Raw genomic sequence first — 24,780 nt, forward strand, 5'->3', positions numbered from 1 at the left:
CCCTTTAGATGTCAGATCACCGAGCGGATATCTTTAATTGGCTAGTCAATCAATAAAACCGGCACCCACGGAAAACTTGCGCGCTCCATGTGTCTTTTTTGACGCTCGGGCGCTTGTGGCCCGAGAGAAAATCGGAAACAGTCGCCGCACATTCAAACAGGAGCGGTCATGGATCTGCGCGCCATCGCCATGGGGCTGGCCTTTGCCTTCATCTGGTCGTCGGCCTTTACCTCGGCGCGGATCATCGTCGCGGATGCTTCGCCGCTGTTTTCACTGGCGGTTCGCTTCCTGATTTCCGGCCTCCTGGGTGTCGCCATCGCCGCGGCCATGGGCCAGAGTTGGCGCCTGACGCGGTCGCAATGGTACGCGACCATCCTGTTCGGAATCTGCCAGAATGCCCTGTATTTGGGTCTGAATTTCTATGCAATGCAAACGGTCGAGGCGTCGGTCGCGGCGATCATCGCCTCGACCATGCCACTGCTGGTGGCTCTGGCCGGCTGGCTACTGTTCGGGGAACGGTTGCGCCCGCTGGGTGTTCTGGGTCTGCTGGCCGGGTTCGCTGGCGTGGCCCTGATCATGAGCAGCCGGATCGGCGCAGGGATCGACCTGTTTGGCGTTGCCCTCTGCGGGCTGGGCGCGCTGGCGCTGACCTTCGCCACGCTGGCCGTGCGCGGGGCGACCTCGGGCGGGAATTTCATGATGGTCGTCGGTTTGCAGATGTTCGTCGGCTCGGCGGTTCTGTTTGTCGCCGCCCCGTTGTTCGAGACGATCTATGTCCGTCCAACCTGGCCGCTGGCGCTGGCCTTCACCTACACGACCCTGTTCCCCGGCCTGCTGGCCACGTTGATCTGGTTCTTGCTGCTCAACCGGATCGGGCCGATCCGCGCAGCCACCTTCCATTTCCTCAACCCGGTGTTCGGGGTCACGATCGCCGCGATTCTGCTGGGTGAACGGTTGGGCGCAATGGACGCCGTTGGTGTTGCGGTTATCACGCTGGGCATTCTGGCCGTGCAGTTGTCACGCCAGCCAGTTCAGCGCAGCAGCGCCTCGACCTGACTGCGCAGCTTGCGAGAGTCCGGCCGGGTCGTCGACCCAAAGGTCGCCACGACCTCGCCATCGGGGCTCAGCAGGATCTTGTTGAAATTCCAGCCCGGCACGAACCCGGTTTCGGCCGCGACCGCCTTGTAGAACGGGTGGGCCTGCGGGCCGGTCACGGGGGTGATGTCGGTCATGGGCAGGGTCAGGTCATAGTTCAACTCGCAGAATTCCTTGACCTCACTGGCGGTTTCCAATTCCTGGTTGAAGGAATCCGACGGGACCGCCAGAACCACCAAACCTTCGGGTCCATAGGTGTCCTGCAGCTTTTGCAGCCCGGAATACTGCCCGGTAAACCCGCATTGCGAGGCCGTGTTGACCACCAGAACCGGCTGGCCGCGCCAGTCCGACAGCGACAGCGTGCCGCCGTCGATCGATGGGAATTCTCCGGACACGGGCGCGGCCTGCACCGTTCGACCGATCAACAACAAGGCAGACAACAGCAACATTCTGAACATGGCGTGACCTCCTCTTTGGTAATGATACGCTCGAAGCACGGCGGCAGATCACCCGCACGATCGCGCGAGCCGGGTGAAACAGGGCTTTGCTTTTGTCGCGGCGCACCCCAAATATCTCGGCAACGTATGCAATGCCGGAGGACCCATGCCCAAATATACCAAAGATCCATCGGTTGTCGCGGCCCTGTCGCCCGAGGAATTCCACGTTACCCAGCGCAACGGGACCGAACGCCCCGGCACCGGAAAACACCTGAACAACAAGGAACCCGGCATCTACGTGGATATCGTATCGGGCGAGCCGCTATTCGCCTCGACCCACAAATACGAATCGGGCTGCGGCTGGCCCAGCTTCACCAAACCCATCGTGCATGACCACGTCACCGAGCTGGAGGACCGCTCGCTGGGCATGATCCGGACCGAGGTCCGCTCGAAACACGGCGACAGCCACCTGGGCCATGTGTTTCCCGATGGTCCGCTGGATCAGGGTGGGCTACGTTACTGCATCAACTCCGCCGCGCTGCGGTTCGTCCATCGTGACGACATGGAGGCCGAGGGCTATGGCGAATACCTCGATCAAGTGGAGGACCCGAAATGACCGAACAACGCGCCGTTCTGGCCGGAGGCTGCTTCTGGGGCATGCAGGACCTGATCCGCAAGCTGCCCGGCGTTCTGCGCACCCGCGTCGGATATACCGGCGGCGACGTGCCCAACGCGACCTATCGCAACCACGGCACCCATGCCGAAGGGATCGAGATCTGGTTCGACCCCGCGAAGATCACCTATCGCGATCTGCTCGAGTTCTTCTTCCAGATCCACGACCCGACCACCGTGAACCGCCAGGGCAATGACATTGGGATGAGCTATCGCTCGGCCATCTACTACTGCGACGAAACGCAGAAACAGATCGCGCTGGACACGATCGCCGATGTGGATGCCAGCGGGCTGTGGCCCGGCAAGGTCGTGACCGAGGTCGAACCCGTGGGCGATTTCTGGGAGGCCGAGCCCGAGCATCAGGACTACCTTCAGCGTATCCCCAACGGCTATACCTGCCACTTCCCGCGCCCGGACTGGGTTCTGCCCAAACGCAGCAGCGCTGCCGAATAAAGGTCAGCCGACGGCCACCCGCGGGCGGCCGCTGGCTTCGACGGTCAGCATCGCCTCGACGAAGACATCCTTGCCCTCGATCCGGGCGGTGCGGATGTCGCGGTTGACGATCACGCGGATATCCTCGGCCCCGGCCTCGCGCACGGCGCTTTCGGTCTCGCGCCGCAGTTCGGCCTCCAGCAGGGCCAGCGCGGGTTCGGGTGTGGGGAAATCCTGCGGACCTTCATTCAGATGCACGCGGTACCGGCCTTCGGACGGAGCGGTCACCGTGCCCGCCCGCCGCATGGTCAACCGCCCCACGACGGCCCCGATCGCGTTGGCCACCCCGGCATGGTCGGGCAGCACCATGGTACAGCGCAGACGCTCACCGACCGCCGGGTAATAGCTCGGCGCCGAGGCACCCAGCCCGACCACATCCACGTTCAGCCTCGTATCCAACGCCAGCAGACCGCGATGCCCGCGCAAGCCCCGCCGTGTCAGCACATGGCGCGCCAGATCCTCGGGCGGCAGGCCGAACGCCTCGGCTTCTTCCGCAAAAGCAGTCTCTAACAAGGTCAAAACGGTCTGTTCGGTCAACTGATCCACGATCATCCCGGCCAGTTCATCGGCCGAGCCCGCGAGCCGGTCGCCCGACCCCACACGCCGACGCGCAATCAACTCCAGCGCCTTGCGCGCGGCATCGGCATCCCAATCGGACAGGCGCCCCAGAACGTGGCTGGCATCCGACGGCGTCACCCCCGAGACCTGAACGATCCCGCGGTCCACCAGCCGGGTCAGAGCGCCGTTTTCCATCCGCGTGCGCAACAGGGTGCTCAGGGGCAGAACCTTGTCCCCCAGCCGCTCCAGCAGCCCCACCTCGCGCGGGCCCAGACCCTCGGCGTGGATGCCGGGCACGCGGCGGGCGAAACGGGTGTCGTGCTCGCCCACCGTGGTCGCGCGCAACTGCTCGTCCAGCGCGGCATGGACCACCTCGGGCGCCTCAGCCGCGATCAGCGACACCGGCAGCACCCGGCGCGGACCCAGGAACACGCCGCCGCACAGGCCCTCGGTTACCACATGCACCTGGCTGTCACCGCCCAGACCATGCGTGCGCATCGCCACCGCCTCGACCATGGTGCGAAACCCGCCGACCCGGGCGCCCGCCGGGTCGACCGCCGGTTTGCCATCGCGGATCAGCGCCACATCGGTCGTCGTCCCTCCGATATCCGACACCAGCGCGTCCTGAACTCCGGTCAGCCAGCGCGCGCCCACGATCGAGGCCGCCGGACCGCTAAGAATGGTTTCGATCGGCCGTTCCCGCGCCTGCTCGGCGCTCATCAAGGCGCCATCGCCTCGCACCACCATCATCGGCGCGTCGATGCCCAGCTCGAGCAATACATCCTGCGCCCGGCCGATCAGGCGGTCGATCATTCCGATCAGACGTGCGTTCAGCACCGCCGTCACCGCACGTTTCGGCCCGTTCAGCTTGGCGGACAACTGATGCGAGCAGGTCACTGGCGCGCCGGTCTTCTCGGTGATGATTCGCGCGACCTCAAGCTCGTGCGCGGGGTTGCGGGTGGCAAACTGGGCCGCAACCGCGAACCCGGAAATCCCGGACTGCTGGTCCAGAAATTCGCGCAACGCCCCTGTATCCAACGGCGCGGCCTCGGCCCCGGCATGGCTGTGCCCACCCGCGATCACCAGCGCCGGGTCACCCTTCAGCGCATCGCGCAGCCCGTGCCTGTCCAGATCGCCGTCGCGAAACCCGACATAGATCAGCGCAACGCGCCCGCCCTGCCCCTCGACCAGCGCGTTCGTGGCCAGCGTCGTCGACAGCGACGCCATCGAGATCTGAACGGGCGCGACCTGCGCCTGGTCCAGCACCGCCCGGATCGCCCGCCCGACGCCGATCGCCAGATCCTCGCGTGTGGTCAGGGACTTGGCCGAGGCGATCACCTCTTCCTCGTCCCGGATCAGCACCGCATCGGTGTAGGTTCCACCGGTATCCACGCCCAAAGCCAACGCCATCGGGATCTCCATCCTGTTCGCAGTCACGGGTGTAGCGGTTTGAACCGACGCGTCCAGCCTGTTTGCGGCATTCACGACAGTTGTTCGACCGCCCAGCGCGCCGCGTCGGCCACCGTGGGGTCGGCATCCTCGATCAACGCCTGCGCGACCGGAATCAACTCCGACGACCCGGAATTGCCGATGGCATACAGAACGTTTCGCACGAACCGGTCGCGCCCGATCCGCTTGATCGGAGAACCCGAGAATCTGGCCCGGAACGCCGCATCGTCCAACCCGGCCAGTTCCGCCAACGGCGGCGCCATCAGGTCTTGGCGCGCGGCATATCGGATGTCACTGGCCGCCACCGCGAACTTGTTCCACGGACAGGCGGCCAGGCAATCATCACAGCCATAGATCCGGTTGCCCAGCTTGCCGCGCAACTCCTGATCCACCGGCCCCTTGTGCTCGATGGTCAGATAGGAAATGCAGCGCCGCGCATCCAGTTGATAGGGCGCCGGAAAGGCATCCGTCGGACAGGCATCCAGACAGGCCCGACACGACCCGCAATGATCCACTTCCGGCGGGTCCGTCGGCAGGTCCAGAGTGGTGAAAACAGACCCTAAAAAGGCCCAATTGCCCCACTCCCGGCTGACCAGATTGGTGTGTTTGCCCTGCCAGCCCAACCCGGCCGCATGGCCCAGTGCTTTCTCGGGCACCGGCGCGGTGTCGACGAACACCTTCACCTCGCCCCCGGCTTCGGCAATCAGCCACCGGGCCAGCCGCTTCAGCCGCTTTTTGACCAGATCATGGTAGTCTTTGTTCTGAGCATAGACCGAGATCGCCCCGCGATCGGGTCGGCCCAGAACCTCGGTCGGATCATGATCCGGCGTGTAACTCTCGGCCAGCATGATGACCGAGCGCGCCTCAGGCCACAGCTCCGCCGGATCCCCCCGCCAATGGGCCCGCTCGGCCATCCAGCCCATCTGCCCGTGATAACCGGCCGCCAGAAAGGCGGCCAACCGCGCAGGCACTTCCGGCACGTCCCAGGGTCGGCAGATCCGGCACGACACGAACCCCTCGGCCCGGGCCTGCGACACCAACCTGTCCTTCAATGCCGTCGCGCTGTTCATCTGGCCCAAAATATCCTCGGGGGTGAATTGGCCCAATGGGCCAAGAGGGGGCAGACCGCCCCCTGCCCCAACCTATCAGAAATCCAGGTCGGCGTAATGGGCGGGCGGGCGGAAGCCCGGCACCTGATCCGCCAGAATCGACCGGAAGGCCGGGCGAGACTTGATCTTGGCGTACCAGTCCTTGACCACATGGCTGCGATTCCAGTCCACGTCCGAAATATAGTCCAACGCCGACAGATGCGCGGCAGCCGCAAAATCGGCCAATGTCATCTGATCCCCCGCCAGCCAGCGCCGCTGATCCAGCAGCCAGGCCATGTAATCCAAGTGGAACTTGATTGCCCGCGCGCCTTCCTTGACGTTCTTGCTGTCGGGATAGCCCTGACCGGTCACTTTTTTGTTCACCCGCTCGTACAGCAGCTTGGATGTCACCTCATGGTGGAATTTGTCATCAAACCAACTGACCAGACGGCGCACCTCGAACCGTGCTTCCGGAGTTTTCGGCATCAATGCGGGTTCCGGCCGTGTCTCTTCGATGTATTCGCAGATCGCCGCGCTTTCTGACATCACCCGGCCATCCAGCCGCAGAACCGGGACCTTGGCCGCAGGGTTTCTGCGCAAGAAGTCCGGGGATTTTTCCCAGTACTTTTCCTCGACCAATTCGACTTCGATCTTCTTTTCCGCCAGGGACAGGCGGACTTTTCGACAAAAGGGGGACAGGGGAACGTGAAACAAACGCGCCATGTGGATCCATTCGAACCAATTGAGTACCGCTCAGCAATAGCCGCTGACGGGCAGAAGTTTCAATCCTCGAAGCAATCTGCGCGACCATCTGCGCGGATGGTGGCCGCTCCATCGCGGATCGCGGCGGCTCGTCTGCGGGTGTAAACCGACGGGTCCGTGACCGAACGGTTTCGCGGTGACGGAAGGATTGCCGCCAGCCGCGCCGCCTGCACCGGGCTGAGTTGGGCGGAACTGACTCCAAAATTCTTGCGGGCGGCCGCCTCGATCCCGAACAGGCCCTCACCGGTCTCCGCCACGTTCAGATACACCTCGAGTATGCGCTTCTTGCTCCAGAAGATTTCGACGACCGGGGTCATGGAGGTCTCAAGCGCCTTGCGCACCCAACTGCGCCCCTGCCACAGAAAGACATTCTTGACCACCTGCTGAGAAATGGTCGACGCCCCGCGGTTGCCACCATCTTCAAGCGCATCGCGGATCGCGTTTACGTCAAAGCCCCAATGCAGGCAGAAATTCGCATCCTCGGCCGCAACGACCGACCGGGCCATGACCGAAGACATATCCTCGATCGCGACCCATTCCCTGTCCACCTTGCCGAGGCGGCGCCACTCGGACCAGATCGTTTGGGTGATCGGCGGGTTGACCACGGTGTAAAGCAAAACAAGCGCCACGAACGCCGCGGCCAGAGCCCCAATGACACGCAGTACCCACCGCCGAATCCGAACGATGAGCGTTTCCGTTTTCCGAGACCGGGTTGCCTTTTTGGACTTACCGCGGGATTTGCGCGCTGCTTTCTTCGCCATGTTCCTGCTATACGCCGCAGCACTGGTATTTGGAACGGAATTATGACGCGATCAGCCGCCCTTCGCGCGGGCGCACCACCGGACGGGCGGTTTTCGGACCACCATCTTCCACCGCTGCCAACTGCGGGAACAGTCGCAACAGCTCGGCCTGGGTTTCCCGGTCAGACCGCGTAACGGCGTGCCCGGGATAGTAGCTTTCGCTTTTGGCGCCGTTGGCGATGACGATCTCGTGTTGGTCGAACAACAGGTGGAAATACTCGATCTCTCCACCTTCGACCCGCGTCACCGTCGTGCCGTTGACCAGGGAATGTGCGGCAACCAAAACCTCGGGGTGGCCGTAGAAATAAGCCGCGCGCCAATCGTCGATCAGCATCCGGTGCTGGGGCGAGAACAGAGTGTCACGGTCCAGTCCCAAAACCCCTTCGGCAAAGCGGATCGGTGCGGCGTTGCCCTCGGCCGCGACGGTGGTTCTGCCGACCCAGATCAGGGCCCGCGCACCATTGTCGACCGTCGTGACAAGGTCACCGGCCTGCAGATCCTCGACGCGGCGCAATCCATCGGGTGTCTTTATCATTGTTCCGGCAGTAAAACACGGCGGCCCAAGCTCACCCGGAACCACCAAGGGACCTTCGGTATTGACGAAAGTCGTCGAGACTAGCGTCCCCTCTTGCAGCACCTGACCGTCCGTCGGGGTGAACACGCGGCTGCCATCAGCCAGATAGAAGGTGGTTCCCGTGTAGGTGACGTTTCCCACACCGGACACGTTGATCGTCACCGTGTCGCCCGGCCAGGATCGGGTGACATCAATGCCGTTGACCGAGTCATCGTCGGAACTGTCGATGTCGCCATCGTCGTTCTGGTCGACCAGATTGTACTTCTCAACCGTCAGAAGGGTCCCCGTTGCCGGCGGGCTGGCCGGATCCATGGCAAAGAACTGGTCAAGATAGGTCGTGGGCATGCGACGACTCCCTGGCGAAATTGGCGGCAAGCGGAAGCATTGGCGAAATTTCCAAACTTTCCGTGTACAGGCCTAGCGACACGCAATGTTTTTTCAAGAAATCCGGAAACGGGAGGGCACAAAACGAAAACCCCGCGTGTCTTTTCAAACACGCGGGGCGGGCTTCACAGGCGGTCTTACTCGGCCGGAACCGCCGCTGCCTCGTGGCTCAGCGGGTAGCTGAGTTTGTTCAGCATTTCCTTCGGACAGACCTGCAGGAAGTTCGACAGCTCGACATCCCAGTGCTGCAGGATGTCGGCGGCCTTGCGGCTGCCGGTCTCCGCGGCGTGACGCTCGATCAGCGACTTCAGCTGGGTCTCCCAATGCTCGACCGTTACGGGGCAGGTCACCAGGGTTTCCATGTTCATCAGCAACTGCGCCTTGCCTTCGGGGTCGTACAGATAGGCCATACCACCCGTCATCCCCGCGCCAAAGTTCGCACCGATGTCACCCAGAATCACCGCAACGCCGCCGGTCATGTACTCACACCCGTTCGAGCCGCAGCCCTCGACCACCACGGTGGCACCCGAATTGCGCACGGCAAAGCGTTCACCAGCACGGCCAGCCGCGAACAGGTACCCGTCGGTCGCGCCGTACAGGACCGTGTTGCCGATGATCGTATTCCGGTCGGCCTGCAACGGGCTGACCTGCGGCGGACGCACGACGATGGTGCCGCCCGAAAGGCCCTTGCCCACATAGTCGTTGGCGTCACCCGACACTTCCAGTTTGAGCCCCGGCGCGGCGAAGGCGCCCAACGACTGGCCGGCCGAGCCTTGCAGTTTCACATGCAGGTGGTCCGGCTGGAACGTGTTGCGCATGCCAAAGTTCTGCACGATGTGGCTGGACACGCGGGTGCCCACCGTCCGGTGCGTGTTCTGCACGGCATAAGACAGCTGCATCTTCTCGCCATCCTTCAGGAACCGCGCAGCGTCGCGCACGATTTCAGAGTCCAGCGTATCAGGCACCGCGTTGCGGGGCTTGTCACGGTCATAGACGATGTTTTGCGCGCCATCGACGGTGATCAGCAGCGGATTCAGGTCCAGATCGTCCAGATGCGCCGACCCGCGGCTGACCTGCGCCAGCAGATCGGCCCGGCCGATGATTTCGTCGACCGACCGTGCGCCGAGGCTGGCCAGGATCTCGCGCACTTCCTGTGCGTAGAAGGTGATCAGGTTCACCACCTTGTCGGCATTGCCGGTGAACTTGGCGCGCAGGCTCTCGTCCTGCGTACATACGCCCACCGGGCAGGTGTTTGACTGGCACTGGCGCACCATGATGCAACCCATCGCGATCAGGGCGGCGGTGCCGATGCCGTACTCCTCGGCCCCCATCATCGCCGCCATGACGATGTCGCGCCCGGTGCGCAAGCCGCCATCGGTCCGCAGGGTTACCCGGTCGCGCAGGTTGTTCATCGCCAGAACCTGATGCGCCTCGGTCAGGCCCATTTCCCACGGCAGGCCGGCATATTTAATGCTGGTCGCGGGGGATGCCCCGGTGCCGCCATTGTGGCCCGAGATCAGGATGATGTCGGCCTTGGCCTTGGCCACCCCGGCGGCGATCGTGCCCACGCCCGAGGACGCCACCAGTTTCACCGTCACCTTGGCGCGCGGGTTGATCTGCTTGAGGTCATAGATCAGCTGCGCCAGATCCTCGATCGAGTAGATGTCGTGGTGCGGAGGCGGCGAGATCAGCGTCACGCCCTTGGTCGAGTGACGCAGGCGCGCGATCAGATCGGTGACCTTCATGCCGGGCAGCTGGCCGCCCTCGCCGGGCTTGGCACCCTGGGCCACCTTGATTTCCAGCTCTTCGCACTGGTTGAGGTATTCGGCGGTCACGCCGAACCGGCCCGAGGCCACCTGCTTGATCTTGGCCGAGGGGTTGTCGCCATTCGGCTCGGGCACGAAATGTGCGGGATCTTCCCCACCTTCACCCGAGTCGGATTTCGCGCCGATCCGGTTCATCGCCACGTTCAGCGTCTTGTGCGCCTCGGGGCTGAGCGCGCCCAGCGACATGCCCGGGGTGACAAAGCGCTTGCGGATCGAGGTAATCGACTCGACCTCCTCGATTGGGATCGGCTTGCCCAACGGTTTGAAATCCATCAGGTCGCGCAGGTGGATCGGCGGGTTCGCCTGCATCTTGGCCGAATACTGTTTCCACAGCTCGTACGACGCGCGGTTGCAGGCCATCTGCATCATGTGCATCGAGGTCGCTTCCCAGGCATGGGTCTCACCCGATTTGCGGGCCTTGTAGAAACCACCGATAGGCAGAACGTCCAGGCCACTCTCCCAGCCTTTGGCGTGGATGTCTTCGGCCTTGGACTGAATGCCGGTGACGCCGATGCCGGAAATCCGGCTGGTCATGCCGGGGAAATACTCGGCCACCATGGCGCGGCTCAGGCCCACGGCTTCGAAATTCAGGCCGCCGCGATAGGACGAGATCACCGAGATGCCCATCTTGGCCATGATCTTCAGCAGGCCCTGGTCGATCGCCTCGCGGTAACGCGCGACGTTTTCAGTCAGGCTGCCTTCCAGCAACCCGCGTTCGATCCGGTCGGCCAACGAATCCTCGGCCAGATAGGCGTTCACCACGGTCGCGCCACAGCCGATCAGCACCGCGAAATAATGCGGGTCGATGCATTCCGCCGAGCGCACGTTGAGCGAGCAGAAGGTCCGCAGGCCCTGACGGATCAAGTGCGAATGCACCGCGCTGGTGGCCAGGATCATCGGCATCGCCACTTTGCCGGGGCCGGAATACTGGTCGGTCAGCACCAGGTGACCCGCGCCCGAACGCACGGCCTCCTCCGCCTCGGCGCGGATGCGGGCCAACGCGGCGCTCAGCGCGCCGTTGCCGGGTTCGAAGGTGCAGTCGATCTCGGCCAGCGGCGCATCGAAATTCGCCACCAGTTCTTCCCACTGGGCGTTGCCGACAAAGGGGCTTTCCAGCACCACGATCTCGGTCTGGCTGCTGTCCTCATCCAGCACGTTCTTGAGGTTGCCGAACCGCGTCTTCAGCGACATCACGCGGTATTCGCGCAGGCTGTCGATGGGCGGGTTGGTCACCTGACTGAAGTTCTGGCGGAAGAAATGGCTGAGCGGTCGGTACTGTTTGGACAGAACCGCCGAGGGCGTGTCGTCGCCCATCGAGGCGATCGCTTCTTTGCCATCCTCGGCCATCGGTGCGAGGATCTGCTCCAGTTCCTCGACCGTGTAGCCCGCCGCGATCTGGCGCTTGCGCAGTTCCTCACCGGTGAACAGCGGCTTTTCGGCGACCTTCGCCAGCTTTTCGTCCAGATCGTTGATCTTGCTGACCCATTCGCCGAACGGCAGGGCCGCGGCCAGCTTGTCCTTGATCTGCTTGTCGCGGTACAGCTTGCCCTTCTTCATGTCGACGGCCAGCATCTGGCCCGGACCCAGCGCGCCTTTTTCCTTAACGCTGGCCTCGTCGATCGGGACCATACCCGCCTCGGACCCGGCGATCACCAGACCGTCGCCGGTGACTACATAGCGCATCGGGCGCAGGCCGTTGCGGTCCAGCCCGGCGCAGACCCAGCGGCCATCGGTCATGGCCAGCGCGGCGGGGCCGTCCCACGGCTCCATCACCGAGTTGCAGTAGGAATACATGTCGCGCCAGGACTGCGGCAGTTCCACCGCCTGTTTCGACCAGCTTTCCGGCACCAGCATCGTCTTGGCCATCGGGGCCGAGCGGCCCGCGCGCACCAGAACCTCGAACACCGAATCCAGCGCCGCCGAATCCGACGATCCGCCCGCAATGATCGGCTTGATGTCTTCGGCATAGTCGCCAAAGGTCGCCGAGGCCATGCGGATCTCGTGGCTTTTCATCCAGTTGATGTTGCCCTTCAGCGTGTTGATCTCGCCATTGTGGGCCAGCATGCGGAACGGCTGCGCCAGCCACCATTGCGGGAAGGTGTTGGTGGAATAGCGCTGGTGATAGATCGCAAAGGCGGATTCGAAACGCTCGTCCATCAGGTCGGGGTAGAACACAGCGACCTGCTCGGCCAGCATCATGCCCTTGTAGATGATCGACCGGCAGCTGAGCGAGGCCAGGTACAGACCCGAAATCCCCGCGGCGGCGGCGGCTTTCTCGATCCGGCGGCGGATGACGTACAGCTCGCGCTCGAACGTATCCTCGTCAACGCCCTTGGAATTCGAGATCAGGATCTGCTCGATCTCGGGCCGGGTCGCGTTGGCCTTTTCACCCAAGCAGGTGACATCCACCGGCACGTGTCGCCAGCCATAGATGTAGTAACCCATCCGCAGAACTTCGGTTTCCACGATGGTCCGGCAGCGCTCTTGCGCGCCGAAATCGGTGCGCGGCAGGAACACCTGCCCCACGGCGATCAGCTCGTCCATCTTGGGCTCGTGCCCGGTGCGGCGGATCTGGTCATAGAAAAAGGGGGCCGGGATCTGCACATGGATGCCCGCGCCGTCGCCGGTCTTGCCGTCGGCATCCACCGCGCCGCGATGCCAGATCGCCTTGAGCGCATCGATCCCGGCCTCGACCACCTTGCGGCTTTTCTTGCCGTCGACCGAAACCACCAGACCGACCCCGCACGAGGAATGCTCTTCCTGCTCGGAATACAGGCCATTTTCGGCCATCCACTTGCGCTTGGCTTCCTCGGCCCGGACCCAATCGGCATCATATTTCGTCATTGGCTGTCTCCTTCTTCCGACGGGGCGTACATGGCCATGACCTCGGCTTCGGTCATCTGGCGGCGCTCACCTGCGAACGCGTAACCCTCGGGCTTCTTGTCGATGTAAAGTTCAAGTTTCAGCGTGTTGCCGGCCGCGTTGTCGAACAGGCCGGCCGCGATCTGTGTCTGGCCGTGCATCTCGCCCGGCAGGGTGATCCGGTACCACAGGGCCGATCCGCATTCTTCGCAGAAGGCGCGTTCGGCCCAGTCCGACGATGTGAAGGTCTTGACCGGCCCCAGCGCCGCATAGCCCGGCTGGGCCGGAAAGGTGACCAGCGCGCTGCTGGTCCAGCGGCGGCACATGTCGCAATGGCAGGCGCCCAGCGCGTCGCGGGCAGGGGTCGCGGTTACGGTGACCGCACCGCACATGCATTGGCCTTGCAATTCGGGCATCCTGTCCCTCCTGTCGCTGGGCTGCGGGATCACTCGGCCGCAAGCGCGGCCTTGCCGTTGAACCGGTCGATGATGGCCTGGGCGCAGTCACGGCCGTCGCGGATCGCCCAGACCACCAGCGAGGCACCGCGCACGATGTCACCGATTGCATAGACGCCGTCCATCTCGGTCTCGCCGGTTTCGAACGCGGCCTTGATGGTGCCCCAGCGGGTCACGGGCAGGTCGGGCTGGCCGAACAGGGTGGGCAGGTCCTCGGGCTCGAAGCCCAGCGCTTTGATGACCAGATCGGCCTCTTCGACGTAATCTGCGCCTTCAATCACTTCGGGGGCCTGGCGGCCGGTGGCATCGGGCTGGCCCAGGCGCATCTTCTGCACCATCACGCCGGTGACCCGCTCATCGCCGACAAACCCCTTGGGCGCGCTGAGCCATTCAAAGATCACGCCCTCTTCCTCGGCGTTCTGTGTTTCGCGCTGCGAGCCAGGCATGTTCGCCCGGTCGCGGCGATACAGGCATTTGACCGAGGTCGCGCCCTGGCGGATCGAGGTGCGGACGCAATCCATCGCCGTATCACCGCCACCGATCACGACCACCTTCTTGCCCTTGGCGTTCAGGCGGCCATCGTCAAACTCGGGAACCTCGTCACCAAAGCTTTTGCGGTTCGAGGCAGTCAGGAAATCGATCGCCTTTTCGATACCGGGCAGGCCACTGCCGGGCATGGACAGATCCCGCGACTTGTAGACGCCCGTCGCAATGATCACGGCGTCATGTTTGGCGCGGATATCGGCGAACTTGGCAGCGTCGACGTCACAGTTCAGTTCAAAAGTGACGCCGCCCTCGGCCAGCAGGTCGTTGCGGCGTTGAACCACGTCCTTTTCCAGCTTGAAGCCCGGAATGCCGTACATCAGCAGGCCGCCCGCGCGGTCATAGCGGTCATAGACCGTGACCTGGATCCCGGCCCGGCGCAGCATGTCCGCCGCCGCCAGACCACCGGGTCCGCCCCCGATGATGCCGACGCTTTCGGGGCGTTCGGCGGTTGGAGCGACAGGTTTGACCCAGCCTTCCTCCCACGCGGTGTCGGTGATGTATTTCTCGACCGCACCGATGGTGACAGTGCCATGGCCCGATTGCTCGATCACGCAGTTGCCTTCGCACAGTCGGTCCTGCGGGCATATACGTCCGCAGATCTCGGGGAAGGTATTGGTGGCCTGGCTGGTCTGATAGGCTTCTTCAAGCCGTCCGGTGGCGGTCAGGCGCAGCCAGTCCGGGATATTGTTGTGCAGCGGGCAGTGCGACTGACAATACGGCACACCGCATTGGCTGCAACGGCTGGCCTGCTCGGCGGCTTTTTCGGCGGCGTATTCGGCATAGATTTCATGAAAGTCCGCTCTGCGATCGGTTGCGGCGCGCTTTTCAGGCATGTCACGATCGATCTGCACAAATTTCAGCATCGGTTGCTTGGCCACGGTCAGACTCCATGAATTGGCTTGGTCGGATTTCTTTATTCGAAGCCAATTCGGATGAAAAGTCAATTGTGCTGACCTAAATTGGAAAAAATCGGAAAGATCGATCTCTTTGGGCGACTTTCTGTTCATTTTTAGGACCACTTCGGACCTAAATCCTGACTTTCCTTTTGCTGATCGCGCTTATACGCCTTGAATGCAAAGAACACGGGCGCAAACACGGGCGGGCAGATGAGTCTTTTTCAGCTGATTCTGGTGGCGATCATCCAGGGGATCACCGAGTTTCTGCCGATTTCGTCATCAGGCCACCTGATCCTGCTGCCAAGCCTCACCGGAATGGAAGACCAGGGCCTCGCCATCGACGTCGCGGTGCATGTGGGCACATTGGGCGCGGTGGTTCTGTATTTCTGGAGCGACGTGAAACTGGCCCTTGCGGGCCTGCCACGTGCTTTGCGCGGGCGCATCGACACCCCACAGTCCCGAATGGCCCTGGCGTTGATCGTAGCCACCATCCCGACCGTCATCGTTGGTGCCATCCTGCACCTGACCGGCCTCAGCAGTGCGATGCGGTCCGTGGCGGTGATCGGGTGGACGATGTTGGGTTTCGGACTGCTGCTGTATTGGATGGACCAAAAAGGCCCCCAGACCAAAGAGGCCGGCGACTGGGGGCTGCGTGACGCGGTTATTTTGGGTCTGTGGCAGGTCCTGGCGCTGATTCCCGGCACCTCGCGGTCGGGGATCTGCATCACCGGCGCGCGGTACTTGGGGTATACCCGCGAGGACGGCGCGCGCATCGCGATGCTGATGTCGATCCCTACAATCATCGCCTCGGGCGCGCTGCTGTCGCTGGACGTGATCGGGCAGGCCAACGCTCAGCTGGCCAAGGACAGCGCCATTGCAGCCGTGTTCGCCTTTGTTTCGGCCCTGTTGGCGCTGAACCTGATGATGCGTCTGCTGCGTAGCGTCAGCTTCACGCCATATGTGATCTATCGCGTGATCCTGGGTACGATCCTGCTGATTGTCGCTTACAGCTGATCAGATGCGCAGGTTCCGGGCCGAGTTCTGGATGTCGTCGTACTGACCCGACGGGCGGAATTTCCACAGGTATTCCGGCAGAACCGATTCCAGCGAAGCAGGCTCGATCCCCAGATCGGCAAAACCCTTCGCTCCTTCGGAAACCACATTGTCACGGCGCAGGTTCTTCAACTGGTCGCGGGTCAGGATGTTGTTCGGAAACAGCTGGAAGCTGATGAATTTCAGCATGTCCAGAACCCCGGCCATGATCCGCCCAACCCAGAACGGCAGACCGATGATGATGCGGCGGCGGTGGATCACCTCGAGCATCTGCTGCATCAGCTCGCGGAAGGTCTTGGCCTCTGGCCCACCCAATTCGTAGACGCCCGGTGCGGCCTGACCCAACACGCCCTTGACTGCGGCCTGCGCCACATCATCCACAAACACCGGCTGGAACCGGGTGTCGGCACCAAAGATCGGAAGGAAGGGCGAGATGCGGGTCATGCCGGCGAAACGGTTGAAGAACTGATCTTCGGTCCCGAAGATCACCGAGGGCCTCAGGATCACGGCACCGGGCATATGGGTCAGCACAGCAGCCTCACCTGCGGCCTTGGTGCAGGCGTATTCGCTGTCGGAATTCGCGTCAGCACCGATGGCCGAAATGTGGACCATACGGGAAATGCCTTGCTCGGCCGCCAGACGGGCGATGCGGCCCGCGCCTTCGGCTTGCACGGCGCCAAATCCATTCTTGCCCAGTTCGTTCAGAACGCCCACGCAGTTGACGACCGCATCGGCGCCATGCATCGCACTGGCCACCGAGGCATCGTCGCGGATATTGCACAGAATGGGCTCGACCTGGCCCACGACGCCATAGGTCTTGACGAAGATTGCCTCGTTCGGACGGCGGACCGCCACCCGTACACGCCACCCTTCGTTCGCCATGCATCGCGCGATATAGCGGCCGACGAATCCCGATCCACCGTAAATCGTGACCAGTTTGGACATGGTTGGGCTCCTGCTGTGTAGGTCTTGTTCCGATCTACCGCTCCAAAGCCCGGCAAACAAGGCGCAATAACGCCGCGCATAAGGCAAAAAACACTGCCGGAACCGACGGGATCGCGCCGCGAGGAGGTGACCGAAAAAAAACTTTCGATAATCCGTTCGAATCCTGTTGACGCCCTCGGCGAGTAGGCTTAAACGCCCCTCCACGACACCTGCCCAGGTGGCGGAATTGGTAGACGCGCTAGCTTCAGGTGCTAGTGTCCGTATGGACGTGGAGGTTCGAGTCCTCTCCTGGGCACCATATCCCCGAAAAGATATAAAGACCGCGCAAACCACCCTCGAACGGGTGGTCGGCTCTCATTCCGTCTTCTGCAATTCCTCCATCTCGCGGCGACGGATCTTTGCCTGAGACCGCACCCGCTTGATGAATTGCTGGGGAAGGTCCGGTCCGCGCAGCGCCGCGTAGGCCTCGCTGGTCGGGTCGCCGATCAGGTCGGCGTATTTGACCCATGTGCAGAAGGCGAAGACATCGCGCAGGCTCACATGCTCACGGGTGTTGCTGTCCCGGGCCTGTGCCGGAAGCTTGATCGACCTGAAATAGGCCTTTTCGATAGCCGGCCATTGCGGATCGGGAACGAACTCGGGCGCGTCATCGGTTTCCGGAAATTTGAATGCCGGATACTTCTGCCCGTATTCCGAACATCCGTGCGAGATCTTGCTGCTGATTCCTTCAATCCCATGCTTGGCCTGAAGATCGCGGAACGCCTGCAGGCAGGCTCGCACGTCATCAACGGTGTCGCAATAGATATAGGCCTTGTACGGAAATTTGATCCCGTCGCGCAGCTCGATCATGCATTTGCGGGCGTTGTCATTGGGTAGATCCAGCTTAAGCAGCAGGGCATAGGTCTGGAACATTGCACGCAGGTCATGCGGCAAAATCTGCACCTTGTAGCAGTCATTGCAAAGAGCCGGGATGGCGCCGGTCTCTTTGAAGAAGTCCAGAAAAACTCCGCAATAGGCGTTCTGCCCGCGTACCTTGATAACGCGCCCGGAAAAGACCTGCCCGATCGGCACCGCTTGCGAAACTCCGCGGCTTCGCAATGCAGCCAACCATGCGCGGTACTGTTTGACCATGTGCTCGGGCTCAAATAGATCCGCCTGCCAATCGGCGCCCAGCGAGGTAACGATGTCCGCTTGTGCGGCAGAAAATCGCCCGGCCGAACCCGGAGCCTTGGGCGCATGTTCCAGCCGTGTGACCAGCTGACGAATCGAATTGAGATCACCTGGCTTCATCACCAGCCAATTCTCAAGTTCGGAAATTTTCGAGGTGGGGGGCACCATTGTCTCCTGCTGCATCAGCACCAAACACTATGCAGGTGCATACCCCCCTCACGCAATTCGTCAACCGGAACGGCGCCTGGCGCCTGCCTCAGGCAGCGGTTTGCGCAGCAACGACCTCGCCGAACCGGGTGAAGAACTTGCCCGAGAGCTTCTTGGCCGTTCCGGCGATGAGACGACTGCCCAACTGGGCGATCTTGCCCCCGACATCAACCTTGGCGGTATAGGTCAGAACGGTCTCGTCACCATCTTCGGTCAGCGTGACGTCCGCACCACCCTTGGCAAAGCCCGCGGCTCCGCCCTTGCCCTCGCCCACCAGCGAAAACCCGTCGGGGGCGTTGGTCTGGTCCAGCGTCACCTCGCCAGCGAACCGCGCCTTCACCGGGCCGATTTTCAGAACCACCTTGGCCTCAAGCTCGTTGGGGGCGGTCTGGGTCAGCTCTTCGCAGCCCGGGATGCATTCACGCAGAACTTCGGGATCGTTCAGTGCGCGATAAACCGCGTCCCGGGGGGCCGCGATGCGAATTTCGTCAGTCAGTTCCATTGGGTATTCCTCTGCTCAGCAACATCTGGGAAAGACGCGCAGCGCCTGTTCCGTGGCATCCTCGGGGGTTTGAGCGGGTCGGGGCGGCCATAGCCGCGCCACCCAACTACGCAAGTTTTTCATCATGAGTTGTCTCCTCGGCGGTGTCCGCATTTCGCCAGCGCACGATCTCGGCCAAGATCGACAAGGCGATTTCATGTGGATCAATGGCCCCGATATCCAGCCCGGCAGGCGACTTCAGGCGCGCAACCTTCTCGGTGTCCATGCCCTGCGATGCCAACCTGTCCGCCAGAACCTTTGCCTTGCGCTGGCTGGCCACCATCGACACCCGCCTTGCCGGCGTACCCAGCGCCGAGGCCAACGCCGCCCTGTCGTTCTGGCCTTGCGAGGCGACGACCACAAAATCGCGGGGCTCAACCCCCAACGCATCCACGTCGTCTGGGTCGAAACATGATTGCGCAACCTCGTCGCTGATCTCAAACGAAACGAACACGCGCAACCCGGCCAAGGCCGCATGAGCCGCCAACGCATGGGCAATCGGGGTATCGCCAAAGATCACCAGGCGCGGCGCGTGTTGATAGGGTTCGACAAGCAGGTCGACCGTACCGCCGGATGGGCAGCCACTCTTGAAGGTCTGAACGCCATCCGGATCGGTCATTGCCACCACCTTGTCCGAGGGTTTCACGCGGATCATCCGCGACGCACCGCTGGCCAGCGCTTCCTGTGCCGAGGCGCGCACCGCACGCTGGACACAGGCTCCGCCCAGATGGCCGAGGATGCGCCCGTCCCGGGTGATCGCCGCCTTGGCGCCCGCCTTGGCCGAGGTCGCATCTGCCGTCCGCACCACCGTTGCGACGCAGAACGCCTCACCGCTGCTGCGCAACTGGTCAATCGTGTCGAAAATGTCGAAACCAGGCATGATCGGTTCCTCTCACAACTTTTGAAACTCGGGCTCCAACGCGGCCAGCGCGTCGAGCGTGTTTGCCGGAAGGTGCGCATCAAGATGGGGCAAGGCGGCCTGCATGGCGGCGGCAACGGGCTGATAATTCTCCCAACCTTTCAGGGGGTTCAGCCAGACGATCCGGCGCGCCTTGCGCCGGATCCTCGCCAAAGCCGCGCCCAGCGCCTGCGGGTCAGAACTGCAATAGCCATCCGAAAGGATCAGCACGATGGTGCGCCCATTCAGCGCCCGCGCACCATATCCATCCAGAAACCTTTCGAGACTGCCGGAGATGTCCGTGCCGCCGCCAAAACCTTCGGCCATCAGCGACAACCGCCCAGCGGCGCGCAAGCTGTCGTGGTCCCGCAATGCATCGGTGACCCGCATCAACCGCGTGTGAAACAGATAGGCATCCGCATCCGTTCCGCTGGCCACAAGGCCCTTGAGAAAGGCCAGAAATACACGCGAATAGACGGTCATGGACCCGCTGACATCGCACAGCGCGACGATCCGCATCGGGCGTGGCGGTCGGGCACGGCGAAACAGCTCCAAAGGCTCGCCTCCGCGCGCAAGGCTCGCCCGTTGGATGCGACGCATGTCCAGCGCCGGACCCCGCCGCGCCTGTTTGCGCCTGCGCGAACGTCGATCCCGGATCGCCCGCGCCAGGGCAAGCGCCGCGGCTTCGGCCCGGCGCAGGGATTGCTCATCCATCAACTCGCGCAGATCGCGGCGTGACAGGTTGTCGGTCCGGGTTGCGATCAGCTTCCCGTCCGTTCCTTCGGCCTGTCCATCCCCGGAATCCGGGGTGCTGGCATCCTGCGCATCGGGGGAATCGTCAGCGGAATCTCCGCGATCTTCGGTCTGCCAGATCATCGGCTTGGCCGACTGGACCTTGACATGGGTGTTCTGTGCGACACCGTTCCGCTGCTTGCCCGCGTTGAACCAATAGGCATCGAACAAATCGTCAAAGCGCCGCCAATCCTCGGCATCCCCGGACATCAGGGCACACAAGGCATCCCGCGCCTGTCCGACATCGGTGGCCTCGACCGAGGCCAGTGCGGCCAGCGCATCTCCGGTCTCACGCGGTCCGACCCGCAAACCGTTCCCGCGCAGATGCGCCACGAATCCCGCCATACGGTCGGCCAATCCGTGCGCTCGCGATGGAAACCGTGTTACCTGCATCACGCGACCTTTCCGATCAGGCGATCCATCACCTCGGGTGGAACGGCATCATAGTCCGCAGCGGTCTTCAGCAGACAGACCAGAGTGGCCTGTACGGCCTCGGGTGATTGGGACAGATCGTTGACGCCAAGACCCGAGAGGGCCGCGGCCCAGTCGAGCATTTCGGCAATGCCGGGTGTCTTTTCCAGATCTTCCTTGCGCAGGTTCTGAACCACTCCGATGATCTGGCGCGCCAACAGCCCTTCGACTTCGGGCATCCGTGCCCGCAGGATGGCCATTTCGGTCTCGCCGGACGGATAGTTCAAAAAGCTGTACAGACACCGCCGCCGCAGCGCATCCGAGAGATCGCGCGTACCGTTCGCGGTCAGAATGACGATGGGTCGCGTTTTGGCGGAAATCGTCCCCAGTTCCGGGATCGTGATCTGAAAGTCCGACAGGATTTCAAGCAGGTAGGCCTCAAATTCTTCATCGGCCCGGTCAATCTCATCGATCAGCAGAACGGGCGGATCATCGGCGCTGATCGCCTCCAGCAACGGCCGCTTCAGCAGATAGTCGTCGGAAAACAGCTGGGCCTCGCTGGTTCCGCCGCGCGCCTCGGAGGCACGGATGGCCAGCAGCTGCCGCTGGTAGTTCCACTCATAGATCGCGTGACTGGCGTCCAATCCTTCGTAACACTGCAAGCGGATCAAACGGGTGTCGCGCCACGCCGCCAACGCCTTGGCCACTTCGGTCTTACCGACACCGGCCGGACCCTCCAGCAGCAGCGGTCGTCCCAGAGTCTGGGCCAAATGCAAAGCCATCGCCAACCGGTCGTCGGCAACATAGCCCTGCTGGGCCAAACCGTTCTGAACGTCACTCAGTGTCACACCAGGGTCCAATCTTCGTTTGACCAAAATATCCCGAGGGGGTCGGAGGGGGTCAGCACCCCCTCCGTTCGGTCGGACCGGGCCCCGCCGGTCCGAAACCGACTACCCGTGCATCCCCAAACCGTTGGCGATCTTCCAGATCCGCCAATGGTCATGCGGCATGTGGCTCTGAACCAGGCCAAAGGGCCGGAACGCATCGTGCACCGCATTCGAGAACGCCGGCACGCCACCCACATTCGGGCTTTCGCCGACACCCTTCGCGCCGATCGGATGATGCGGCGAGGGGGTCACCGTGTGATCGGTCGTATAGTTTGGCGTTTCCCACGCGGTTGGCAGGAAGAAGTCCATCAGCGTGCCGGTCTTGACGTTGCCCATCTCATCATAGGAAATCTCTTGACCCATCGCGATGGCCAGCGCCTCGGTCACACCGCCATGAACCTGACCTTCGATGATCATCGGGTTGATCCGGGTTCCGCAATCGTCCAGCGCATAGAACTGCCGGACTTCCCATTCGCCGGTATCGACATCGATCTCCATGACACAGACATAGGCGCCGAACGGATAGGTCATGTTGGGCGGGTCATAGTAGCTGACGGCCTCCAGACCCGGCTCCAACCCCGGGATGGCCTGGTTGTAGGCGGCAAAGGCGATCTCTTTCATCGTCTTGAACCGCTCGGGCGCGCCTTTGACCGCGAACCGGTCCACGTCCCATTCGACATCGTCGTCGTGAACCTCAAGCAGATAGGCCGCGATCATCTGCGCCTTGGCGCGGATCTTGCGTGCAGCCATGGCCGTTGCAGCCCCCGCAACCGGCGTGGACCGAGAACCGTAGGTGCCCAAGCCATAGGGCGCGGTGTCGGTGTCTCCTTCCTCCAGCGTGATGTCGTCGGCTGGAAGACCGATCTCGCTGGCGATGATCTGGGCAAAGGTCGTGGCGTGACCCTGGCCCTGTGAGATCGTCCCCAGCCGCGCGATGGCTGACCCGGTCGGGTGGATGCGGATTTCGCAGCTGTCGAACATCCCCAAGCCCAGAATATCGCAGTTCTTCACAGGCCCTGCCCCGACGATTTCGGTAAAATGCGTCAGACCAATCCCCAGAAGCTTCCGCGTCTTGCCGGCCTTGAAGTCCTCGACCCGCTGTGCCTGTTCGGCACGCAGATCCTCGTATCCAACCGCAGCCAGCGCCTTGTCCCAGGCGGTGTGGTAATCGCCCGAGTCATATTCCCATCCCAGCGCGGACTGATAGGGGAACTGGTCGGCCTTGATGAAATTGATCCGGCGCAGCTCGGCCGCGTCCATGTTCAACTTGATGGCCAGAACCTCGATCATCCGCTCGATGAAATAGGCGGCCTCGGTCACGCGGAAGGAACAGCGATAGGCCACACCCCCCGGAGCCTTATTGGTGTAGACGCCGTCCACGGCCAGATAGGCGGTCGGGATGTCGTAGGACCCGGTGCAGATGTTCATGAACCCGGCCGGGAACTTGGTCGGGTCGGCGCAGGCGTCGAACCCACCGTGGTCCGCGGTTGTATGACACCACAGGCCCGTGATCTTGCCGTCTTTGGTGGCGGCGATCTTGCCCTGCATCCAGTAGTCGCGGGCAAAGGCGGTGGACATCAGGTTTTCCATCCGGTTCTCGACCCATTTCACCGGCTGACCGGTGACGATCGAGGCCACGACCGAACAGACATAACCCGCATAAGCGCCCACCTTGTTGCCGAAACCGCCGCCGATATCGGGGCTGATCACCCGGATATTGTGCTCGGCCAGGCCCGAAATCAGGGACACGACGGTGCGGATCGCATGCGGCGCCTGGAAGGTGCCGTACAGCGTCAGCTTGCCGGTCACCTTGTCCATGCTGGCCACGCAGCCGCAGGTCTCAAGCGGACACGGGTGGGTCCGGTGGTAATAGACCATTTCCTCGGCCACCACATCGGCTTCGGCCAGAACGGCTTCGGTCGCGTCCTTGTCGCCCTGTTCCCAGGTGAAGATGTGGTTGTGATGCTTGCGCGGCCCGTGGGCGCCTTCGGTCTGACCTTCCAGATCTTCACGCAGCACCACGTCAGATTTCAGCGCCTCGAACGGGTCGGTCAGAACCGGCAGTTCCTCGTATTCGACTTCGACCAGTTCGACGGCATCTGCGGCGACATAGCGGTCTTCTGCAACCACATAGGCCACCTCCTGGCCCTGGAACAGGACCTTGCCGTCGGCCAGCACCATCTGCTTGTCGCCGGCAAGCGTGGGCATCCAGTGCAGACCCAGCGGCGCCAAGTCCTCGGCCGTCAGAACGGCCACGACACCGGGCACGGCCAGAGCGGCCTCTTTGTTGACACTGACAACGCGGGCATGGGCATAGGGTGAACGGACAAAGGCGCCGAACAGCATTCCGTCCAGCTTGATGTCATCGACGTAGTTGCCCTTGCCTTGGGTAAAGCGCACGTCCTCGACGCGTTTGCGAGAACTACCCATCCCCTTGAGGTTGGCGGCGCGTTCTTCGGGGGTCATGGTCTGGTCGTTCATTCCGCGGCCTCCTTCTGCGCGTTCAGCAGGTCAGCCGAGGCCGAGATCGCCTTGACTATGTTCTGGTACCCGGTGCAGCGGCAGAGATTGCCGGCCATGCCAAAGCGGATTTCTTCTTCGGTCGGGTTGGGGTTTTCCTGCAGCAGGCGATGCGCGCGGGTGATCATGCCCGGCGTGCAGAAACCGCACTGCAGCCCGTGATGCTCGCGGAACATTTCCTGCAACACACCAAGGCTGCCGTCGTCATTGGTCAGCCCTTCGACGGTGGTGATATCGGCCCCGTTCACCTGCGCCACGAAGGTCGTGCAGGATTTGACGGATTTGCCATCAATATCCACGGTGCAGGCTCCGCAGTGGCTGGTTTCGCAACCGATATGCGGGCCGGTGATTTTCAGATCCTCCCGCAGGAAGTGGATCAGCAACGTGCGCGGCTCGGCCAGGCCCTCGACCTGCTTGCCGTTCACGGTGAGTTTGACATGCATCTTCGACATCTGTGTTC

At 62.7% G+C, this 24,780-nt stretch carries 21 protein-coding genes and 1 tRNA gene; 5 read left to right on the forward strand and 17 right to left on the reverse strand.

The annotated features are described in order from the left end of the window. Window positions 1-168 precede the first annotated feature (168 nt). The gene (locus GOW72_RS00120; protein WP_170364266.1) at window positions 169-1,056 is read left to right on the forward strand and encodes a DMT family transporter; all 888 of its coding nucleotides are present in this window, start codon (window positions 169-171) and stop codon (window positions 1,054-1,056) included. On the opposite strand, the gene GOW72_RS00125 is transcribed toward GOW72_RS00120, so the two are convergent. Beyond that, the gene (locus tag GOW72_RS00125) at window positions 1,032-1,553 is read right to left on the reverse strand and encodes a glutathione peroxidase (RefSeq protein WP_170363901.1); all 522 of its coding nucleotides are present in this window, start codon (window positions 1,551-1,553) and stop codon (window positions 1,032-1,034) included. The genes GOW72_RS00120 and GOW72_RS00125 overlap by 25 nt on opposite strands. Window positions 1,554-1,698: 145 nt before the next feature. On the opposite strand from GOW72_RS00125, the gene msrB reads away from it, so the two are divergent. Together msrB and msrA are read left to right on the forward strand one after the other, a co-directional pair. Continuing rightward, complete coding sequence (gene msrB, locus GOW72_RS00130; RefSeq protein WP_170360999.1) at window positions 1,699-2,148, forward strand: peptide-methionine (R)-S-oxide reductase MsrB; 450 nt, start codon at window positions 1,699-1,701, stop codon at window positions 2,146-2,148. After that, window positions 2,145-2,657 carry a peptide-methionine (S)-S-oxide reductase MsrA gene (gene msrA, locus GOW72_RS00135; RefSeq protein WP_005979692.1) on the forward strand — a complete coding sequence of 171 codons (513 nt, stop codon included), beginning with the start codon at window positions 2,145-2,147 and terminating at the stop codon, window positions 2,655-2,657. Before msrB ends, msrA begins: the two co-directional genes overlap by 4 nt. Window positions 2,658-2,660: 3 nt before the next feature. Here msrA and GOW72_RS00140 read toward each other — a convergent pair whose 3' ends face one another. From GOW72_RS00140 to GOW72_RS00175, 8 genes are all read right to left on the reverse strand, one after another. Further along, window positions 2,661-4,664: a hydantoinase/oxoprolinase N-terminal domain-containing protein gene (locus tag GOW72_RS00140; protein ID WP_170365943.1), complete on the reverse strand. Its 2,004-nt coding sequence runs from the start codon at window positions 4,662-4,664 to the stop codon at window positions 2,661-2,663. A gap of 71 nt (window positions 4,665-4,735) precedes the next feature. Continuing rightward, window positions 4,736-5,773, reverse strand: coding sequence for a tRNA epoxyqueuosine(34) reductase QueG (gene queG, locus GOW72_RS00145; protein ID WP_170361004.1), 1,038 nt, complete (start codon window positions 5,771-5,773; stop codon window positions 4,736-4,738). Between the two features lie 75 nt (window positions 5,774-5,848). Further along, on the reverse strand, window positions 5,849-6,514 hold the full coding sequence (fzlA, locus tag GOW72_RS00150; protein WP_170364267.1) for an FtsZ-binding protein FzlA: 666 nt from the start codon (window positions 6,512-6,514) through the stop codon (window positions 5,849-5,851). Between the two features lie 59 nt (window positions 6,515-6,573). Further along, window positions 6,574-7,314, reverse strand: a complete 741-nt coding sequence (mtgA, locus tag GOW72_RS00155) for a monofunctional biosynthetic peptidoglycan transglycosylase (RefSeq protein WP_170364270.1) — start codon at window positions 7,312-7,314, stop codon at window positions 6,574-6,576. 40 nt (window positions 7,315-7,354) lie between these two features. Then, window positions 7,355-8,272 (reverse strand): Hint domain-containing protein, encoded by a 918-nt coding sequence (locus GOW72_RS00160; protein ID WP_170364272.1) that lies wholly within the window; start codon window positions 8,270-8,272, stop codon window positions 7,355-7,357. Between the two features lie 176 nt (window positions 8,273-8,448). Then, on the reverse strand, window positions 8,449-12,981 hold the full coding sequence (gltB, locus tag GOW72_RS00165) for a glutamate synthase large subunit (protein ID WP_170364274.1): 4,533 nt from the start codon (window positions 12,979-12,981) through the stop codon (window positions 8,449-8,451). Continuing rightward, a complete protein-coding gene (locus GOW72_RS00170) occupies window positions 12,978-13,415 on the reverse strand; it encodes a GFA family protein (RefSeq protein ID WP_005979708.1) in 438 nt (145 codons plus the stop codon). Before GOW72_RS00170 ends, gltB begins: the two co-directional genes overlap by 4 nt. 29 nt (window positions 13,416-13,444) lie before the next feature. Then, window positions 13,445-14,878: an FAD-dependent oxidoreductase gene (locus GOW72_RS00175; protein ID WP_170361015.1), complete on the reverse strand. Its 1,434-nt coding sequence runs from the start codon at window positions 14,876-14,878 to the stop codon at window positions 13,445-13,447. Between the two features lie 228 nt (window positions 14,879-15,106). Between GOW72_RS00175 and GOW72_RS00180 the strand changes: the two genes are divergently transcribed. Continuing rightward, a complete protein-coding gene (locus GOW72_RS00180) occupies window positions 15,107-15,910 on the forward strand; it encodes an undecaprenyl-diphosphate phosphatase (protein ID WP_170361017.1) in 804 nt (267 codons plus the stop codon). On the opposite strand, the gene GOW72_RS00185 is transcribed toward GOW72_RS00180, so the two are convergent. Next, window positions 15,911-16,894 (reverse strand): complex I NDUFA9 subunit family protein, encoded by a 984-nt coding sequence (locus GOW72_RS00185; RefSeq protein WP_170364276.1) that lies wholly within the window; start codon window positions 16,892-16,894, stop codon window positions 15,911-15,913. A 211-nt stretch (window positions 16,895-17,105) separates the two neighbouring features. On the opposite strand from GOW72_RS00185, the gene GOW72_RS00190 reads away from it, so the two are divergent. Further along, window positions 17,106-17,192, forward strand: a tRNA-Leu gene (locus tag GOW72_RS00190). Between the two features lie 56 nt (window positions 17,193-17,248). Here GOW72_RS00190 and GOW72_RS00195 read toward each other — a convergent pair. The 7 genes from GOW72_RS00195 to GOW72_RS00225 all read right to left on the reverse strand — a co-directional run bounded on the left by GOW72_RS00195 (window position 17,249) and on the right by GOW72_RS00225 (window position 24,772). Further along, on the reverse strand, window positions 17,249-18,229 hold the full coding sequence (locus tag GOW72_RS00195) for a hypothetical protein (RefSeq protein ID WP_170364278.1): 981 nt from the start codon (window positions 18,227-18,229) through the stop codon (window positions 17,249-17,251). A gap of 91 nt (window positions 18,230-18,320) precedes the next feature. Beyond that, entirely contained in the window at window positions 18,321-18,773 is a 453-nt protein-coding gene (locus GOW72_RS00200; RefSeq protein ID WP_093963846.1) for an SRPBCC family protein, read from the reverse strand. A gap of 106 nt (window positions 18,774-18,879) precedes the next feature. Then, complete coding sequence (locus tag GOW72_RS00205) at window positions 18,880-19,692, reverse strand: XdhC family protein (protein ID WP_170364280.1); 813 nt, start codon at window positions 19,690-19,692, stop codon at window positions 18,880-18,882. A gap of 12 nt (window positions 19,693-19,704) precedes the next feature. After that, on the reverse strand, window positions 19,705-20,895 hold the full coding sequence (locus GOW72_RS00210; RefSeq protein WP_170365945.1) for a vWA domain-containing protein: 1,191 nt from the start codon (window positions 20,893-20,895) through the stop codon (window positions 19,705-19,707). Beyond that, the gene (locus GOW72_RS00215) at window positions 20,895-21,695 is read right to left on the reverse strand and encodes an AAA family ATPase (RefSeq protein WP_244952329.1); all 801 of its coding nucleotides are present in this window, start codon (window positions 21,693-21,695) and stop codon (window positions 20,895-20,897) included. The genes GOW72_RS00210 and GOW72_RS00215 overlap by 1 nt, the downstream gene beginning before the upstream one ends. Before the next feature lie 168 nt (window positions 21,696-21,863). Further along, entirely contained in the window at window positions 21,864-24,281 is a 2,418-nt protein-coding gene (locus GOW72_RS00220) for an aerobic carbon-monoxide dehydrogenase large subunit (RefSeq protein WP_170361027.1), read from the reverse strand. Further along, window positions 24,278-24,772: a (2Fe-2S)-binding protein gene (locus GOW72_RS00225; protein ID WP_170361029.1), complete on the reverse strand. Its 495-nt coding sequence runs from the start codon at window positions 24,770-24,772 to the stop codon at window positions 24,278-24,280. The genes GOW72_RS00220 and GOW72_RS00225 overlap by 4 nt, the downstream gene beginning before the upstream one ends. Window positions 24,773-24,780 lie beyond the last annotated feature (8 nt).

It is taken from the genome of Ruegeria arenilitoris (genome assembly GCF_013032855.1).
Taxonomy (GTDB): Bacteria; Pseudomonadota; Alphaproteobacteria; order Rhodobacterales; family Rhodobacteraceae; genus Ruegeria; species Ruegeria arenilitoris.